Source organism: Bacillus sp. FSL P4-0248 (assembly GCF_038593305.1).
GTDB lineage: Bacteria > Bacillota > Bacilli > Bacillales > Bacillaceae > Bacillus > Bacillus safensis.
In genome coordinates this window covers 1,185,472-1,203,217 of sequence record NZ_CP151983.1, presented here as the reverse complement: position 1 = coordinate 1,203,217, position 17,746 = coordinate 1,185,472, and the positions used below count along the sequence as shown (strand labels likewise).

The 17,746-nt window shown below is 42.6% G+C and carries 20 protein-coding genes; 6 read left to right on the top strand and 14 right to left on the bottom strand.

The features are described 5' to 3' along the window. Positions 1-8: 8 nt before the first annotated feature. From NST65_RS06045 to ggt, 13 genes are all read right to left on the bottom strand, one after another. A complete protein-coding gene (locus NST65_RS06045; RefSeq protein ID WP_034281480.1) occupies positions 9-1,334 on the bottom strand; it encodes a dihydrolipoamide acetyltransferase family protein in 1,326 nt (441 codons plus the stop codon). Positions 1,335-1,351: 17 nt separating this feature from the next. Then, on the bottom strand, positions 1,352-2,332 hold the full coding sequence (locus NST65_RS06040) for an alpha-ketoacid dehydrogenase subunit beta (protein WP_034281944.1): 981 nt from the start codon (positions 2,330-2,332) through the stop codon (positions 1,352-1,354). Positions 2,333-2,363: 31 nt separating this feature from the next. Beyond that, positions 2,364-3,347, bottom strand: a complete 984-nt coding sequence (gene pdhA, locus NST65_RS06035; protein WP_024424949.1) for a pyruvate dehydrogenase (acetyl-transferring) E1 component subunit alpha — start codon at positions 3,345-3,347, stop codon at positions 2,364-2,366. 180 nt (positions 3,348-3,527) lie between these two features. Then, positions 3,528-4,559, bottom strand: a complete 1,032-nt coding sequence (locus NST65_RS06030; RefSeq protein WP_034281479.1) for an alcohol dehydrogenase catalytic domain-containing protein — start codon at positions 4,557-4,559, stop codon at positions 3,528-3,530. Next, positions 4,556-5,002, bottom strand: coding sequence for a hypothetical protein (locus tag NST65_RS06025; protein WP_034281478.1), 447 nt, complete (start codon positions 5,000-5,002; stop codon positions 4,556-4,558). The genes NST65_RS06030 and NST65_RS06025 overlap by 4 nt, the downstream gene beginning before the upstream one ends. A gap of 61 nt (positions 5,003-5,063) precedes the next feature. Next, complete coding sequence (locus NST65_RS06020; RefSeq protein ID WP_003212259.1) at positions 5,064-5,342, bottom strand: PTS sugar transporter subunit IIB; 279 nt, start codon at positions 5,340-5,342, stop codon at positions 5,064-5,066. A 19-nt stretch (positions 5,343-5,361) separates the two neighbouring features. Beyond that, complete coding sequence (locus NST65_RS06015) at positions 5,362-6,735, bottom strand: PTS transporter subunit IIC (RefSeq protein ID WP_034281477.1); 1,374 nt, start codon at positions 6,733-6,735, stop codon at positions 5,362-5,364. A gap of 53 nt (positions 6,736-6,788) precedes the next feature. Then, a complete protein-coding gene (locus NST65_RS06010) occupies positions 6,789-7,256 on the bottom strand; it encodes a PTS sugar transporter subunit IIA (RefSeq protein WP_034281476.1) in 468 nt (155 codons plus the stop codon). A gap of 239 nt (positions 7,257-7,495) precedes the next feature. Further along, positions 7,496-8,227 (bottom strand): sulfate ABC transporter ATP-binding protein, encoded by a 732-nt coding sequence (gene cysA / locus NST65_RS06005; RefSeq protein WP_051627336.1) that lies wholly within the window; start codon positions 8,225-8,227, stop codon positions 7,496-7,498. A gap of 15 nt (positions 8,228-8,242) precedes the next feature. Next, a complete protein-coding gene (gene cysW / locus NST65_RS06000) occupies positions 8,243-9,112 on the bottom strand; it encodes a sulfate ABC transporter permease subunit CysW (RefSeq protein WP_034281475.1) in 870 nt (289 codons plus the stop codon). A gap of 5 nt (positions 9,113-9,117) precedes the next feature. Then, the gene (cysT, locus tag NST65_RS05995; protein ID WP_034281474.1) at positions 9,118-9,963 is read right to left on the bottom strand and encodes a sulfate ABC transporter permease subunit CysT; all 846 of its coding nucleotides are present in this window, start codon (positions 9,961-9,963) and stop codon (positions 9,118-9,120) included. 11 nt (positions 9,964-9,974) lie between these two features. After that, on the bottom strand, positions 9,975-11,012 hold the full coding sequence (locus NST65_RS05990) for a sulfate ABC transporter substrate-binding protein (RefSeq protein ID WP_034281473.1): 1,038 nt from the start codon (positions 11,010-11,012) through the stop codon (positions 9,975-9,977). A 260-nt stretch (positions 11,013-11,272) separates the two neighbouring features. Then, complete coding sequence (ggt, locus tag NST65_RS05985; protein ID WP_065214261.1) at positions 11,273-13,024, bottom strand: gamma-glutamyltransferase; 1,752 nt, start codon at positions 13,022-13,024, stop codon at positions 11,273-11,275. 227 nt (positions 13,025-13,251) lie between these two features. Here ggt and NST65_RS05980 point away from each other — a divergent pair, with 227 nt between their 5' ends. From NST65_RS05980 to NST65_RS05955, 6 genes are all read left to right on the top strand, one after another. Then, positions 13,252-13,710 (top strand): ASCH domain-containing protein, encoded by a 459-nt coding sequence (locus NST65_RS05980; protein ID WP_024424958.1) that lies wholly within the window; start codon positions 13,252-13,254, stop codon positions 13,708-13,710. Between the two features lie 206 nt (positions 13,711-13,916). Continuing rightward, a complete protein-coding gene (locus NST65_RS05975) occupies positions 13,917-14,534 on the top strand; it encodes a DUF47 domain-containing protein (protein WP_024426775.1) in 618 nt (205 codons plus the stop codon). Positions 14,535-14,549: 15 nt separating this feature from the next. Further along, positions 14,550-15,548, top strand: coding sequence for an inorganic phosphate transporter (locus tag NST65_RS05970; RefSeq protein ID WP_017359158.1), 999 nt, complete (start codon positions 14,550-14,552; stop codon positions 15,546-15,548). Between the two features lie 145 nt (positions 15,549-15,693). Beyond that, positions 15,694-16,464: a type II toxin-antitoxin system SpoIISA family toxin gene (locus tag NST65_RS05965; protein ID WP_024424960.1), complete on the top strand. Its 771-nt coding sequence runs from the start codon at positions 15,694-15,696 to the stop codon at positions 16,462-16,464. Next, a complete protein-coding gene (locus tag NST65_RS05960) occupies positions 16,433-16,609 on the top strand; it encodes a type II toxin-antitoxin system SpoIISB family antitoxin (RefSeq protein WP_080652934.1) in 177 nt (58 codons plus the stop codon). Before NST65_RS05965 ends, NST65_RS05960 begins: the two co-directional genes overlap by 32 nt. Before the next feature lie 98 nt (positions 16,610-16,707). Beyond that, on the top strand, positions 16,708-16,839 hold the full coding sequence (locus tag NST65_RS05955) for a type II toxin-antitoxin system SpoIISB family antitoxin (protein ID WP_120207232.1): 132 nt from the start codon (positions 16,708-16,710) through the stop codon (positions 16,837-16,839). On the opposite strand, the gene NST65_RS05950 is transcribed toward NST65_RS05955, so the two are convergent. Further along, entirely contained in the window at positions 16,828-17,727 is a 900-nt protein-coding gene (locus tag NST65_RS05950) for an N-acetylmuramoyl-L-alanine amidase (protein WP_034281470.1), read from the bottom strand. The two genes, NST65_RS05955 and NST65_RS05950, sit on opposite strands and share 12 nt — an antisense overlap. Between the last annotated feature and the right edge of the window lie 19 nt (positions 17,728-17,746).

The window sequence follows — 17,746 nt, the reverse complement described above, 5'->3', positions numbered from 1 at the left end:
TTCATCTCCTACATTAGCAATTCAAATGGTTGTTCAAGCACTTTTTTAAGATCTGTTAAAAAGGCAGCCGCTGGTGCGCCATCTACCACTCGGTGATCAAACGATAAACTAACGCCCATCATCGGCCGCACCTGAATTTCTCCATCTACTACAACAGGTTTTTCTTGAATGCGCCCAACCCCTAAGATCGCCACTTCCGGCTGATTAATAATCGGGGTAAAGGTATCAATGGCATACATCCCTAAGTTACTAATGGTAAAAGTGGACCCTTTCAGCTGGTCTGGCAGCAGTTTTTGGTCACGTGCGTTTCGGCCGATTTCTTTCGCCTCTTTTGTCAGCTGTTTTAACCCTTTTTGGTTCGCATGAGAAATGACTGGAACCATTAAGCCATCTTTTACAGCGACAGCGAGACCAATGTGCACATCATCATGGAAATGGAGCTCATTTTGTTCAAACGTCATATTGATATGCGGGTGGCGTGTGAGTACGTTGCTGACCGCATGAATGATAATTTCTGTGAACGACAGTCTGTAGCCTGTCTCTTTTTCAATCGCTGGCAATAGCTGTTTGCGTACTTCTTTCGCTTTTGTCATATCGATTTCACTTGTTAATGTCACGTGTGGTGCTGTAAAGGCACTTTGTGACATGCGGTCAGCAATCACTTTTCTCATGCCAGCTAGTTTTTGTGTTTTCGCTGGAGAAGACTCTACTGTTTGTGCAGCTGCTGCCGTTACATCACTCTTCATAATTTTTCCGTGTGCACCAGATCCAGCAACATTCGCTAAATTGATTCCTTCACGAGCAGCCACTTTTTCTGCAAGCGGTGACACGCGCTGATCTTTCTCACTAGAGTGGACGGCCGCCTCGACGTCACGCTTTTGAACTCTGCCTTTAGGTCCTGTGCCAGATACCTCATGAATCGCTACATGATGATCTTTTGCCGTTTTTCTCGCCGCAGGTGTGGCACGTACTTTTTCATTAGGTGTTTTTGGGGCTTCAGTAGAACTGGATGAAGCCGCTTCTGATGAAGACGATTCGCTGCTGTCTGGTGAATCTTCATCTGATTGTGCTGGCGGTTCGCTTGGCACCTGTTCATTTGCCTCTCCGATGTATCCAATGACAGCATTGACTGGAATTTGATCATCGGCTTCATAATATTTCTTTAGAAAAATACCATCATCATAGGCTTCCACCTCAATATTGATCTTGTCTGTCATAATTTCAAAAAGAGGCTCACCGATTTCAACCGAATCTCCTTCTTCTTTAAACCATTGAAGCAAGGTGCCGACTTCCATCGTACTGCTCAGCTTCGGCATAAATATCTCTTTTGGCATGATCTTCTCCCCTTTACTTAAGAGCGCACAAGCTCTTTTGCTGCTTCAATAATATCTGGCACTTGTGGAATGACCGCTTTTTCCAGCGTCGGGTTGTATGGTATTGGGACCGCAAGACCGCCAAGTCGTTTAATCGGCGCATCTAAGTAGTCAAAGGCTTCACTTTCCGCTATCATACTTGCAATCTCTCCGCCATAGCCGCCTCGTTTTACTGCTTCATGAACCACGATACATTTACCTGTTTTCTTCACAGATTCGATAATCGTTTCTTCATCTAATGGGACAAGTGTTCTTGGGTCAATGATTTCAACATCAATTCCCTCTGCTTCTAGTTCCTTCGCCGCTTCTAACGCTTTGTGTACCATAATCGCTGTTGCTACAATCGTGACGTCTTTCCCGCTTCTTTTCACATCTGCTTTCCCTAGAGGAATGGAATATTGCTCTTCAGGCACTTCACCGATTGTTTTATATAAAAGCTTGTGCTCGTAGAAAATGACAGGGTTGTCATCATCCATCGCCGCTTTTAAAAGTCCTTTTGCATCATAGGCTGTTGAAGGCTGAACCACTTTGAGTCCTGGAATATGCGCCATCCACGCTTCTAAGCTTTGTGAGTGCTGCGCCGCTGCACCCGTTCCTGATCCTGCTGGTGTTCTTACGACAAGCGGCACTTTTCCTTTTCCGCCAAACATGTATCGTGTTTTGGCTGCTTGGTTCACAAGCTGATCCATTGCGATTGTTATAAAGTCAGAGAATTGAAGTTCTAAAATCGGCCGCATACCAGTTAAAGCCGCTCCGACTGCCCCACCTGCGATGGCAGCCTCTGAGATAGGTGTATTGCGAACGCGCTCTGGACCGAATTCTTCAATCATGCCGCGCGTGACCCCAAAAGCACCTCCATATACGCCGATATCTTCACCTAAAATGAAGACATCTTGGTTTTCTCTCATTTCCTGACTCATAGCCTCTCGAACGGCTTCTAAATATGAAATCTCTCTCACTGTTGTTTTTGTCACGTGATTTCCCTCCTAATTAGGCGTATACATCCTCTAATAGTGTGTCAATTGACGGTTCTTTACTGTTTTTGGCGAATTCTACAGACGCTTCAATTTCCTGCTTCGCTTCTTCCTGTAAGCTTGCTGCCTGCTCTTCTGTTAAAACATTCAGTTCAATCAAGAGAGACTTAAAGCGTTTGATTCCGTCTTTTTGTCTCCACTCTGTCTCTTCTTCACGTGTACGGTATTTTTTCGCATCACTCTTAGAGTGACCCTTCCAGCGGTACGTTTTCATTTCAATGAGTGATGGGCCTTCTCCCGCTCTCGCACGGCTGACTGCTTCATCTACTGTGTTCATAATTTCGACCATGTCATTTCCATCAACCGTTTTTCCTGGCATTCCGTAGCTTTCTGCTCTTGTTGAAATGTCTTCAATGTTGATCATTTCTTTCACAGGGCCAGACATGCCGTACTGGTTGTTTTCACAAATAAACACAACCGGTAAATCCCAAATAGACGCAAGGTTTAATGCTTCATGGAAGCTGCCTTCATTTGTGGCACCATCTCCGAAGAAACAAAGAACAACAAAGCCTTCCTGCTTCATTTTAGATGTGAGCGCTGCACCTGTTGCCAGCGGGATACCGCCGCCAACGATTCCATTTGCCCCAAGATTTCCTTTTTCTAAATCCGCAATATGCATCGAGCCGCCTTTTCCTTTACAATAGCCGGTTTCACGTCCAAACAATTCAGCCATCATTTTATTAACCTCGGCCCCTTTTGCAATACAGTGACCGTGTCCCCTGTGTGTGCTGACGATCTTATCTTTATCTTCTAATACGGCAATCGATCCAACAGCTGACGCTTCCTGTCCAACACATAAATGAGTGGTGCCATGGATAAGTCCTTTTGCAAAAAATTGGTCGACCTTTTCATCAAAATATCTCACTAACCACATTTGTTTATATAAATCTGCTAATTTCTCATGGCTAATCTGTTCAGGCAAAGTGATTTGTTTTTGCATTTCTTCTCTCCCCTTTACATTTGTTCTTATGTGTTACATTTGTAATAATCATACGTTTAAGTGTCATCGAAGTCAAGCATTTCTCTCTCATTTTTAAGCGTTTTCATCTTTTATCAGTAAAAAAGAGAAAGGGAAAGCCCTTTTCCAAAGAACTTCTCTTTCTCTTTTAATCTCATACACTCATTCATCTGGATACATCATGATTTTGACGCTCTCACCCTCAGGATGCCTCGCACATTCTATCGCCTGAAGCAGCTGGCTTAACGGATAACGATGCGTCACCATCTTTTCAGTGTTGACCACTTTTGCTTTCAAAAGCTCGAGGGCTTCACGATAATGATATGGATGCGAGGAATAGGCTCCTACTACCTTCACTTCATCATTAAAAAATCGTTCAGCAGGAATGGCCACATCTCCCTTTGGAAAATGAGCAAACACCAAAATCGTCCCGCCTCGCGCTACAGCCTGAAACGCCTCTTTTAAAAGCGCACTGCTCCCAACAGAAATAATGACGAGGTCTGCTCCCTTTCCATCTGTTTCTTTCATCACCCGGTTTTCCACCGGCTCGGCTGCTGGATGAAAGGAGACGTCTGCACCTAAACTCCTCGCTTGCAGCAGTCTGTTCTCATTCACGTCTGTTATCATCACTTTCCCAGCCAAATAATATTTGGCGAGCTGCAATTGAATACAGCCAATTTGCCCCGCTCCAAGGATCAAAACGGAATCTCCTGGGTGAACAGGAGCTCGTTCAAACCCGTGCAGGCAGCAGGCAACCGGTTCTACCATCGCCCCTTGCTCATACGATACGTCTTTTGGAAGCTTGCCCATCGTGTGCTTGACATGCAAAGCAGGTACACGGATATATTCTGAAAACCCGCCCGGCTCTACATTTGTGGCTGTAAACTGCGGACACATCGTATAAAAACCCTTTTGACAAAAGTCACAGGTGAAACAAGGCACATGATGTGCCACATAAACCCTGTCTCCCGTTTGGACATTTGTCACGTGCTTGCCGGTCTCGACAATATCACCAGCGATTTCATGCCCCAGCACTGTCCCAGGAGGTACTGTCTCATGTGTTGCTTTGTAAATATCCGTTCCACATAAGCCGCAGGCTCGCAGCTTTAACAAAACTTCATCATCACCGATGACTGGCCGGTTCCGCTCCTCATACCGAATGTCCTCTGAAGAATAAAAGACAGCTGATTTCATGTAGCGGCATCCTCCTTTTCATCACCCTTCGCAAAATCCTGCAACGTTTGAACAAGCTGCTTGTACTCACTCATCTCACTGGATATCCAGTAACGCCCTCCGAATATACGAGATGGACCCACCCTGACATAGACTTTCCCGATATGAGGATAAGGCTTTAAAAAAAGCTTTCCTTTAATATCAGAAACTGCATATGTGTGCCATCTGCCAAAAGCGCCTATCTTCAGTTGATCTTCACTAATGATGACGCTTGTCGGCTGGTTCAGTCCTGTAATACTAGAGAGCATGAGAATAGGCAGCGTATAAACGCCTAACACAGCTAACGGGTCAGGTCCTGCTGACCATAACGTATAAAGAGACCAGAGAAAAAACAGACAGATGAGCACAGCCGGAAGAAAAATAGACAACACTGCAGACGTTCGGCTATAAGCATGATGCTGCATAAGACTTCCTCCTTTCAAATCACTAGAAGGAGCCGGAAAAGCTCCTTCAGAAAATAGCCCTCTACTTGATATGATCAATGATTTTCTCGATATCATCTTCAATACCAAATCCAGTTAAAAAGGATAATGTTTGAATCACAGGTGTCCCTTTTGTATCACTTACAGGCGTTGTCGTCACAATTAAATCGGCGCCTTCCGCTTTTTGCGGGACTTCAGATGCCTTACACTGTTCCACCACGACATCATATCCTTTTTCCTTTAACGTCTCTTCTACCTTTTTAGCGACAACCGTTGATGTTGCAACTGCCGTTCCGCATGATACTAATATTTTCTTTGCCATTAGAATCCCTCCAGCTCATTTATTGTTCTTTCTGATCTAAGCCCATTTCTTTTGCATACTGCTTTTTAATATCATTTCGCACCCAGTACCATAGAAGCCCATAAGCCAGAGCACAGATGATGGCTGCAATAAAGTAAGGGTTGCTCGGATCAAGAAGTCTCACCATGATCCAAGGAATGACGTGAGAACCAAGATCAATACCTGAAATCATGTTTGCCCCTTCTGGGAAATCAAAGCCGACTGCTTTCCCCATGGTTGTCGCAAGCGGAGCAAGGTTCGTTGCGATAAAGAAGACAATCATTAATGTAAAAATACTGTTAATAAGGCCGCGAATAATATTTCCACGAGCGGCTGCTACTGCCCAGACAACTGTAAATGGCAGAACCGATAAGTCAGCAAACGGGAGCATGCCATTGTAAGGCAGAACAACTGCGAGCAAAATCGTAATCGGCACCATTAAAAGGGCTACCGCCATATTCGCTGGATGACCAATCACAATCGCTGTATCTAAACCAATATAGACATTTTTCCCTGGGAAACGCTTTTGAATATAAGAACGAGCGCCCTCAGAGATTGGAATGAGCCCTTCCATTAATAAAGCAACCATTCTTGGCATTAAGACAAGAACTGCCGCCATTTGAATACCGAGCGTCATCACGCCTTTTGCATCATAGCCGCCGAGAAGACCAATAATGATACCAAGTATGAGACCCATCACAAGCGGTTCGCCAAAAATGCCAAAGCGTTTCTTCAATGTTTCTGGATCAGCATGAATTTTGTTTAAACCAGGAATCTTATCTATGACGCGGTTGGACGCATACATGAGCGGGGCGAAGTTGACCGTTTCCGCATGAGCCATCGATACGCCTTTTAATCCGAAATGGTGTTCGATTGTCGGCGCCGTCCAATCGGCTAACTTTAGCGTGATCGCAGAGACGATCAAGCCAACAGCAAGAGCCAAGAACATATTATGATAAGCGTAGTAAGTAACAGAGGCTGCGAAAATCAAATGCCAGAAGTTCCAAATATCCACATTCAGCGTTTTCGTAAAGTTTACAGACAATAAGATGACATTTAATAAAAGCACAAGAGGAATCATGAGCGGGGCAACGGGTGTACCAAAGGATATGGCAGCTCCAATCGGCCATCCAACATCCAAAATATCGAGCTTTAGCCCAAGGGAATTAACCATGGCTTTTGCTGCTGGCCCAAGTCCGCTCACGAGCAAATTAATGACAAGATTGACACCAACAAATCCAATTCCGATCGTAATACCGGCCCTGAAGGATTTCTTAAAGCCCTGCCTTAAAATCATACCGAAAAGCGTCATAATAATCGGGAGCATAATAGTTGGTCCAAGGTCTAATATAAAATCGACGGCTTGCTTGATCATACATCCACCTCCTGAATTTTTCAGATAAAGCGCTTACATAATTTCGTGAGTGACTATTGGTTTAGTTCTTGCTGAAGCACGTCAACCGCTTTTTCATAAGATGTCATATAAGAGAGCTTCGTCATCACTTCTTCTTTTCTAAAAAGTGTCATCAGCTTCTCCAGCATCACAAGCTGTTTGCTAGGCTCAGAGATTGCTAGGACAAATACAATTTTGGCTTGCACTGTTTCATCAGGGCTTCCCATCTTATGAAAAATGACAGGTTCCTTTAAAGTAGCTACACTAATCGCTGGTTTGTTCACATGCTCAGGATCTGTATGCGGAATCGCTACCCCAAAGGCTGCAAGTGGAAGGCCTGTAGGATATGTTTTTTCTCTTTCAAGCACTGCTGGTAAAAAGCTCGATTTAATGTACCCTCCAGCTTCTAACCGCCCTGCTAAATATGTGGTCACCTCCTCTCTCGAAGATGCTTCGAACTGCAGCTTAATCAGTTGTTCATCTAACTCAAACAAGCTGTTCAAACAACCACCCCATTCATTTGGTATAAATATGAACACATGTAACAAAAGAAAGAACATTTTTAGAATAGAACCTTTTATAAAGCGCTTACAATTATGCGTTCTAAAAAATGTTCAATACCGTTACCTTTGTAAAGATATTATAATATTCAAAATTATAAGTCAATGTCCCTAGGGAAATTTAAATAAAAAAAGACGCAGTCATCACCGCGTCTCTTCCTTCTAATCTTCTATACTGCTTGTTAAATGTGGCTTCCTATATCTAAAAATTCAGATACAAATAGATTGTCTGTCTGCACTGCCATTTCTTCCTTTGTGCCAATTTTTTCGATTCTTCCTTCATTCATCACCACAACACGATCAGCAATATCAAATGCTTCTTCTTGATCATGTGTCACAAAAATGGTGGTCATTTGAAAGTCACGATGAACTTTTTTCAGCCAATGCCTTAATTCTTTCCTCACCTTTGTATCAAGTGCGCCAAAGGGTTCATCTAAGAGGAGTGCCTTCGGCTGAACGGCAAGTGCGCGCGCCAGTGCTACACGCTGCTTTTGCCCGCCTGACAGCTGCTCTGGATACCGCTGCTCAAACTTCGTAAGCTGAACAACCTCTAAAAGCTCATGTACCCGCTCTTTGATGTCTTTTTTAGGCAGTCTTTCTCCTCTAGGTTTAATTTTCAGTCCATATGCCACATTATCAAAAACCGTCATATTTCGAAAAAGCGCATATTGCTGAAACACAAAACCGATCTGCCGTTTTCGTACTGGAATGTGTGTGTAATCCTGATCTCCGAATAAAATCTGCCCGTTATTGGCGTAATCAAGACCTGCAATGATTCTTAATAACGTCGTCTTCCCAGAGCCAGACGGTCCTAATAAAGAGATCAATTCACCATTTCTTATCGATAAATCCACGTTTTGCAAAACCTTTGTCTGGCCAAATTGTTTTGATATTTGTTTTGCTGTAATCCCCAAGGCCGATCCCTCCATTTATGTTGACCGCTTGCCAAGCCGGTGATCCCTCTGCTGAATGATTTGCTTAATGATTAAAGTAATGACTGCCACAAACGCCATGAGAGACGCCACAGCAAAAGCGGCTTGAAATTGGTACTCATTGTATAAAATTTCGATATGAAGCGGCATCGTATTGGTTATGCCTCGAATATGACCTGATACAACCGACACGGCACCAAATTCACCAATCGCTCTTGCCCCGGCTAAAATGACACCGTAAAAAAGAGCCCATTTGATATTCGGCAGTGTCACAAAGAAAAAAGTCTTCCATCCGTTTGCACCAAGTGTGAGCGATGCTTCCTCCTCATGAATGCCTTCATGCTGCATAAACGGGATTAATTCTCTAGCAATAAACGGAAATGTAACGAATATGGTGGCTAGGATCATGCCTGGTACAGAATAAATGACTTTCCATCCATTCGCCATAAGCCAAGGTCCTAAAAGCCCGTTTGAACCAAATAAAAGCACAAATACAAGTCCAGCAATCACAGGCGAAACGGCAAACGGGAGGTCAATCACAGTCGTTAACAAACGTTTTCCGCGGAAGTTAAATTTTGTGATAAGCCATGCAGCACTCACCCCAAAGATCATTTGAAGCGGCAAGGTGACGACGACAATGAAAACGGTCAATTTGATCGCCGCTAGTGTATCTGGATGTGAGATGGCCAGAAGGTATGAACTCCACCCTTTCTCAAATGCCTTTGAAAAAACGGCGATCAGCGGTATAAGTAAAAATAAAATCAAAAAAGCATACACGACCGTAATCAATAGGATTTTCACTGCTTTAGATTCGGTTACAGGACTTTTATACCGAACATGGTGCTGATGACTAAACTTTCTCTCCAATGGTTTCACCTCACGTATACTTGTTTTTTCCGCTCAACATACCACTGAATGCCGTGAATCAATAACAGAATGAAAAATGAAAGAAGCAGCATCAAGCATGCAATTGCTGCTGCACCATGATAATCATATTGTTCAAGCTTGGACATGATCATCAGCGGTGTAATTTCTGTTTTAAACGGAATATTTCCAGCAATAAACACAACAGAGCCATATTCACCTAGCGCTCTTGCAAACGCAAGTGAAAATCCAGTCATCACCGCAGGAAACAAGGCCGGCAGCAGTATGTGAAAAAAGGTCTGTCTCCTTGTCGCACCAAGAATCGCCGCAGCCTCTTCCACTTCCTGCTGCAGCCCCTCTATCACAGGCTGAACGGTTCGGATAACGAATGGAATGCCAATAAAAATCAGTGCCAAAATAATCCCAATCGGTGTGTACGCCACCTTTATATGCAGAAATTGACCAATCCATCCATTAGGAGAATAAAGGGTGGTGAGGGCAATACCCGCAACAGCGGTTGGGAGAGCAAAAGGCAAATCAATGAGAGCATCTAAGATTTTCTTTCCAGGAAATGTGTACCTGGCGAGAACCCAGGCAATCAGTACACCAAACCCTGCATTGATGAGAGCAGCTGCAAAGGAAGTCGTCACGGTCAGCTGAAGCGACTTCAATACTCTTGCATCGGTAAATACCTTCCAAATCCCCTCTGCTCCTAATGAAGCCGTCCAAATAAATACCATGGATAAAGGAATGACGACAATCGCACTCACATAAACGAGCGTCACCCCAAGGCTCAGACCAAATCCAGGCAATATACGTTTTCTTTTATTGGCGGCTGCATGTGTTTTCTTCATCACATCGCCCCCTATTTTTGTCCGCTGTATATTTGATCAAATAAGCCGCCATCATCAAAAAATCTTTTCTGCGCTTTTCTCCACCCGCCAAACGCTTGATCAATCGTCACCATATCAATCTTTTTAAACTGGTCTTTATATTTGTTTAGGACTTCTTGATTTCTAGGGCGATAATAGTTTTTCGCCGCAATTTCCTGCCCTTTTTTAGAATATAAATAATCTAAATAAGCCTTCGCCACTTTCTCTGTTCCTTTACGTTTCACATTTTGATCAACAACCGCAACAGGCGGCTCCGCTAGAATACTAATTGATGGGGTGACAATCTCAAATTTGTCTTTGCCTAGTTCTTGCTGCGTTAAATAGGCTTCATTTTCCCATGCAATTAACACATCCCCAAGTCCGCGTTCAACAAAGGTCGTTGTGGCTCCCCGTGCACCTGAATCAAGGACTTCGACATGTTCATATAGCTTTTTGACAAAATCCTTTGTTTTTTCTTCATTCCCATGAAATGTTTTATCGGCGTAGGCCCATGCAGCTAAGTAATTCCATCTCGCACCGCCGGACGTTTTCGGATTTGGCGTAATGATGGACACACCTGGCCGAATCAAATCGTCCCAATCTTTAATGTTTTTGGGATTCCCTTTCTTCACAAGAAACACAATGGTCGATGTATACGGTGTGGACTGATTTGGAAATTCTTTTTGCCAATCTTTTGAAAGCAGTCCGCGATCTGCAATCGCATCAATGTCATACCCTAAAGCCAGTGTTGCCACATCTGCCTCGAGTCCATCAATAATCGATCTTCCCTGCTTTCCTGATCCACCGTGAGACTGCTTGATCGTGACATCCTCACCAGTTTTGTCTTTCCAATACGTCTGAAAGGCTTGATTGTATTCCTGATACAATTCACGTGTAGGATCATACGAAACATTTAACAGCTCAACCTTTCCCTTTTGCTTTGAAGCTTCGTTTGCGTTTGAGCATGCAGTACTCGTCACAGCCAAGACTAATATGATGGTCACGATAGAGACCCATTTCCACTTTTTCATGTTATCCCGCTCCCCGTTATCAAATAATAGTGACACCAACCTTGCCGTTTCACACGCAAAAAAGACCCTTAGCCACCTGAAATACATCACAGTTCTGTACTTCAAATTGCCAAGAGCCTTCGGTTGTCCGATCAGCTATGTATGATTGATGTTAGTCTATATATTATTCAAACTATTCACAGGTGTCAACTATGTTTTTTCATTTAAACAAAAAAAGAAACGCCATCTTGAAGAGGCGCTTCTTTTCCCGGGAAATGGTCTTAATCGGCAGATAGCTTTAAATTGACACCAACAGCGGTTCCATTTCTTGAGGAGTCAGCTACTCCTGTAAATGTCCCTGCTTTCCGATCAATGAGTAAGGCTTGCACATTTCCTATATCAATAGGTGAACTGCCAAAACGGTGACCCATGTCATTTAGCTTCGTTCTCACATCAAGGGGAACACCTACTTCGTAACGGTAAGAAGTTGGACTGTTTGTATAAATCCGCGGCTCTTCTACCGCATCTTGCAGCTCCATGTCGTATTCAAGCAAGTTTAGGATCGTTTGTGAAACAGAAGCAATAATGGTCGTTCCTCCAGGTGAGCCCACAGTCATGACCGGCTCGTTATCTTTGAATATGATGGTCGGGGTCATACTGGATAATGGACGTTTGTTTGGCTGGACTTCATTTGCTCCGCCTGGTCTTGCGTCAAAATCTGTTAGTTCGTTATTTAAGAAAAAGCCATATTCCGGAACAAGAATTCCTGTACCAAATAACTGTTCAATGGTTGTTGTGAATGACACGACATTTCCCCACTGATCGGCAACAGTAAAATGAGTGGTCTCGCCAATGGTTTTATCTTCTGGCTGCGGGACAATTGGGGATGGATTTTTTTCATCCTCATACGCCCATGGATCTCCTTCTTTCGGGTTTTTGTTCATTTGATCTAATTGAATGAGAGAAGCTCTTTTTGAAATGTAATCATCGTCTAGTAGTCCTTTTAGTGGAACATCTACGAATTCGGGGTCGCCTGCATATGCAGCACGGTCAGCATAGGAGAGATGCATTGTTTCAGCTAGCAGCTGATATTTTTCGAATGATTTGGGGTCATATTGTGATAGATTGAAGTGATCTAGTATTTTGAGTATTTGCAGCATAAACACACCGCCTGAGCTTGGTGGAGGCATACTTGCAAGCTGGTATCCTTTATAGTCCCCCCAGATAGGCTTGTCAGTCTTGACCTCATAACGAGCAAGGTCATCAGTTGTCATCGTTCCGCCAAAATCTTGGACTGTCTTTGCAAGTGCTTTTGCTACTTTTCCTTCATAAAATGCTTTGCTTCCTTTTTTTGCAATCAGCTTAAATGTTTTCGCAAGACCTGGCTGTACAAGCAGATCGCCTTCTTTGAGCGGCTGATCATCTGGAAGAAAGATTGGCGCTGCGGCCGTTTTTTTCAGCTTTTCTTGATGATCTTCAATGGCTTTTGCCAGAACAGAATCGATTTCAAATCCATCCTCTGCAAGCTGAATGGAAGGCTCAATCAATTCCTTCATCGAACGGGTTCCCCACTTATCTAATGCTGCCTCGAGACCTTTTACTGTCCCTGGGACACCAACCGCATTACCGTGTGTGGACCGCTCAGCAAATGGGATGACTTTTCCCTCATCCGTTAAAAACATGTCAGGTGTTGCGCCCTGTGGTGCTCGTTCTCTACTATTGATGATGGATGTTTCTTTTGTCTTTCCATCATAAACCATCATAAAACCACCGCCGCCAATTCCAGACATCATTGGCTCTGTCACATTCAGTGCGTACTGGATGGCAACAGCAGCATCCACTGCGTTTCCACCTTTCTTCAATACATCAGCACCTACTTCTGATGCCAGCGGGTGAGCAGTAGCCACCATGCCATCTTTACCAACAGCTACTTTACTCCCATGAGATTCGTTCGCATTGACTTGGCTGACAGGCAGAAAAAACGAGAAAACAAACAGACATATGGACAAAACAGTTAGAGAAATGCGTTTCATGAACAACACCCCTTCCATATTCTTACTTTGACCTTACCGACTTCTTGACCAGAATACAATAGATTATTCTAAAATTTCAAAAATTTTCATCCTATCATCCTACATTTCCCAAATCAAACATTGTTTTTCAAAACATATGACGCACTCACTCATTAGGAATAAAGACACATCATTTCCAACGATTCAGCTTCAAGGTATAATAAACACAACAAAGAGGGGGAAAAGCATTGAACAACAAATGCAGATTATTTTGGGAAGACTATTGGAAAGAGAAATCAGAAAAAGCACCTGCTGACGCGTTTGTTTCGGCGTGGGCATTCGGCTCAGATCCTGATCATTTGCTTGATCTTGTAAAGCAAGGAAAAAAAACAGCCACTTGTTCTGGACACCTTTTTTATGAAAAGGAACAGGAGCCGCTTCCACAACCCGGACAATATGCGGTCATTTTGGACAGCCAAGAAGAGCCAAAAGCCATCATTGAAATTACACATGTAGATGTCATGCCAATGAATGAAGTTCCCGTATCATTTGCACAAGCAGAGGGTGAAGGCGACTTATCTTATGACTATTGGTACAGAGAACATAAAGAATTTTTCACAGAAGCACTCCAATCATACGGTTTAGAATTCAAAGAGGATATGCTTCTTGTTTGTGAACGGTTTAAGCTGATTCATTCAGCTTCTTAGCCTTTAAGCGGCGCCAAATATGGCCCGCTTTTTTCGTGGCTTTTCCCCTTTTAGAAAAAGGTGTGTTGAGATCACATCTTTAGGTCAGAATAAGATCAAATAGAAAAAGTGAAGAAATTTTCGACTACACCTGTTTTTTTTCGACAAAAGAATATATAATTATTTGATGTGTGCATTGTCTCATTTATACAATGGAGGGTTTTTACATGTTAAAAAGGAAAAAAGACAAGTTTTCCGTCTTGTTAACGGAAATTGCTAAAAATTTAGATGAAACTGCTGAGTATTTTGTTAGCTATAAAGTAACAAATCAAACCACTCTGAAAGAATTTTCTGACACATTGAAGGAATATGAGACAAAAGGTGATAATCATGTTCATACCATGATTAAAGAGCTGAACAAAGCCTTTATTACACCGATTGAACGTGAAGACATTCTTCAATTGACGAATAGCCTCGATGATGTTTTAGATGGAATTGAGCATTTTTCCGCAACATTAGAAATTTACTCAATTACAAGCTCTGACGAACATATCGACAAATTCAGCCACTACATCAGAGAGTGTGCGAAAGAAATTTTAATCACAATTGATCTACTAGCTGAAAATCGCTTGAAAGATATTCATCCGCACGCAATCAAGATCAAAGAGATTGAACATAATTGTGACAATCTTCATCGTAAATCATTAAAGAACTTGTTTGGAAAAGAAACAGATCCAATTAAAGTGATTCAATACAAAGAAATTTACGAAACACTTGAAGAAATCGCTGATTCCTGTCAAAGTGTTGCCAACAATCTAGAAACAATCATTATGAAGAATGCGTAACGGGGTTAGTTAAACATGGACACATTACTCATCCTTACCATACTTATTGTCATTTGTGCACTTGCTTTTGATTTCATTAACGGGTTCCACGATACAGCAAATGCCATTGCGACTTCAGTTTCAACGAAGGCATTAAAGCCTAGACATGCGATCATCATGGCAGCGTTCATGAACTTCTTAGGAGCAATGACATTTACAGGTGTGGCAAAATCCATTACAAAAGATATCGCAGATCCATTTACGCTTCAAAACGGCTCTGTTGTGATCTTGGCTGCTTTAATTGCCGCCATCACATGGAACTTGCTTACTTGGTATTACGGGATTCCGAGTAGTTCTTCACATGCATTAATCGGATCAATTGCAGGTGCGGTTATTGCTTCTGCCGGTTTTGGCGCTTTAAACTATTCGGGATTCATTAAAATCATTCAAGCACTTTTGCTTTCACCTATCCTAGCTTTCGTATTGGGATATATCGTGTATACCATTATCAAAATTATATTTAGAAACAACAATCTCGCAAAAACAAATAAACAATTCCGACGTGTTCAAATTTTAACGGCTGCACTGCAATCGTATACCCATGGGACAAACGATGCGCAAAAAGCGATGGGAATTATTACGATGGCTTTAATTGCAGGTAATTTGCATACAACAGACGACATTCCTTTCTGGGTACAATTCTCTTGTGCGCTTGCAATGGGACTCGGTACTTCTATCGGCGGCTGGAAGATTATCAAAACAGTCGGCGGTAAAATTATGAAAATTCGTCCAGTAAACGGAGTATCTGCAGACTTAACGGGTGCAGCTATTATCTTCGGTGCGACGTTTATTCACTTACCTGTTAGTACGACTCACGTTATCTCATCTTCTATTCTAGGTGTAGGTTCTGCACACAGAGTCAAAGGGGTTAACTGGGGTACAGCAAAACGTATGCTTGTCACTTGGGTGATTACATTACCGATTTCAGGAACTCTAGGAGCTCTTATATACTTTGTGTTAAATGCGATTCTCTAATATCAAAGACCTGTCTGACAGGTCTTTTTTTATTTGCCCGCACACTTAAAACCGTCCTTCTACAGGACATTTTTTCATGAAGCAGGGTTTCCAATCATATCCATAGAAATAAACAAGTATTCATCTGTCTATGGGAGAGAAGAACATGCTATTATTTTTTCAATTGACTGTATGGTTATTGCTAGGTGCTCTTGCTGTGTATGTATTTGCGGTTTGGCGCTTTGAACAAAAAGTAAAAGAAAAGATGTTTGCCATTCGTAAAACGTGGTATTGGATTTATGTAGCGGGTGCTGTTGTGTACTGGACAAATGACCCCTCTTCTATCTTCACTGATTGGATGCACTACTTGATCATTGCCGTATTTTTCGCATTAACTGATGCTTTCATCTTTCTTAGCTCCTATATTAAAAAACTCGGAAATCATGAGCTGGAAACCGACACCCATCAACTCCTTGAACAAAATAACGATCTGCTTCATTCTTACCTCAATAAACTAAAAACGTACCAATACCTATTGAAAAATGAACCGATCCATGTATATTATGGAAGTGTAGAGGCATATATAGAGGGAATTGAGCGGCTGATTTATTCTTTTGCCGACAAGATGAATATTCAAGCGGTGCTTTGTCCATACGATATGCAGGAACAAAAAGACGACCTGCTTCGGACACTTGACCAGCGGGCTCTTATTCAGGCGAAGCTTGACAGGCAGGAAGTATATTACGATGATTTCGGTCATTTGGTGCTCATCCCATTTTCTGTAGCAGATGCTCATTTTGTCATTAAGCTCACCTCCGATGAGATTGTCACGGAGTTCGACTATTTATTAATGACATCACTTACAACAATTTATGACCTAATCTTGCCTGACGAAGAGGAAGGTGATGAAGATGGACCACGCACTTCAAGGGGATAACAACAATCCTAAGAAAAACCCTTTTAAGATTTTAAAGAAAAAACGCCATATCAGTATGGCCGATTATAAGGTAAGCCCCCATACTGAGCGAATTTTTAAAAAGAATGAACAGCTTCTGGATGAGTATAAAAATAAAAAGGCTTGATTACACTAAAGGACGCGGAACGAAATCCGCGTCCTGCTTCCATTTTCACATAGACTTGCATACAATACACTATACGCTGCAACGATTGAGGTGCCAAAATGAAAAAGAAAATCAAACAACTGAGATATGTTCAGTTTGCCGAATATCAGCCGTCCCCATATACTAAGCGTTTAATTGAAAAGAGTGAAACAGCCATCCAATCATACAAACAGAAACACTCACTGATTTAACAGTTTAAGCAGCTTCTCCTTCGTTTTAGGACCGTATATTCCATCACTTGTCAAACCGTTCACCAGCTGAAAGCGCGCTACGGCATTCGCCGTTTTTTCTCCGTAAACACCATCGATACCTTTATCTGCAGCCGATTTATCAGGATAAAAATAAACAGCAGCAAGCGCTTTTTGGACGAGGCGTACGTGCTCTCCCTTCGTTAGAGGCGAAGTCACCTTTAAAATCCCATCTGGCAGCTCATACATCATTTTTCCATCATTTCGATAAATTTTGAGAACCTGTCCAATTTGAATCTTGTTCGGGTCGCTAATGTTATTCCACTTCTGAAGATCTTGAACTGTGACGTCATGAGCTTTGGCAATACTCGTTAACGTATCCCCGCTTTTGACGACATACGTGATGACCGTCTCAGGGTCTCCTGCCGTTTCAATTCCTTTTTTAAATTCATCCCATGTAGCGAGAAGCAGACGCGGACATGCTTTTCCAGACCAGTGCTGATGTGTGACCACATTCGCTAGTGGAATATTATGCTCTTTCAGCAGCTTTTGGATGAGCCATTGCGCATGTTTAACCGCTTGCTGGAAATTCCCATCTTCATTTTCACAAATTTCAATGCCGATCGACTTTCTGTTCCCATTTCCATGTCCGTCCCCTGCATGCCAGCCATTTTCATTTAACGGCAGATGCTGAAAGATTTCATGATCATCCACTGTAAAGTGCCAGCTTTCCGCTGTCGTTGGGCGTTTCACATATGCCGCATGACTTTTCGCATCCGCCCCTTTTGACGTGTTTGCTGTGTTATGAACCGTCACATACATCGGTGTCATGGCGTATCCTGGGCGGTTCCCGTTTCCAACTGGAATAAAATCTTGATAAATTTCCACCATGTTCTGCACTCCCTTTTGC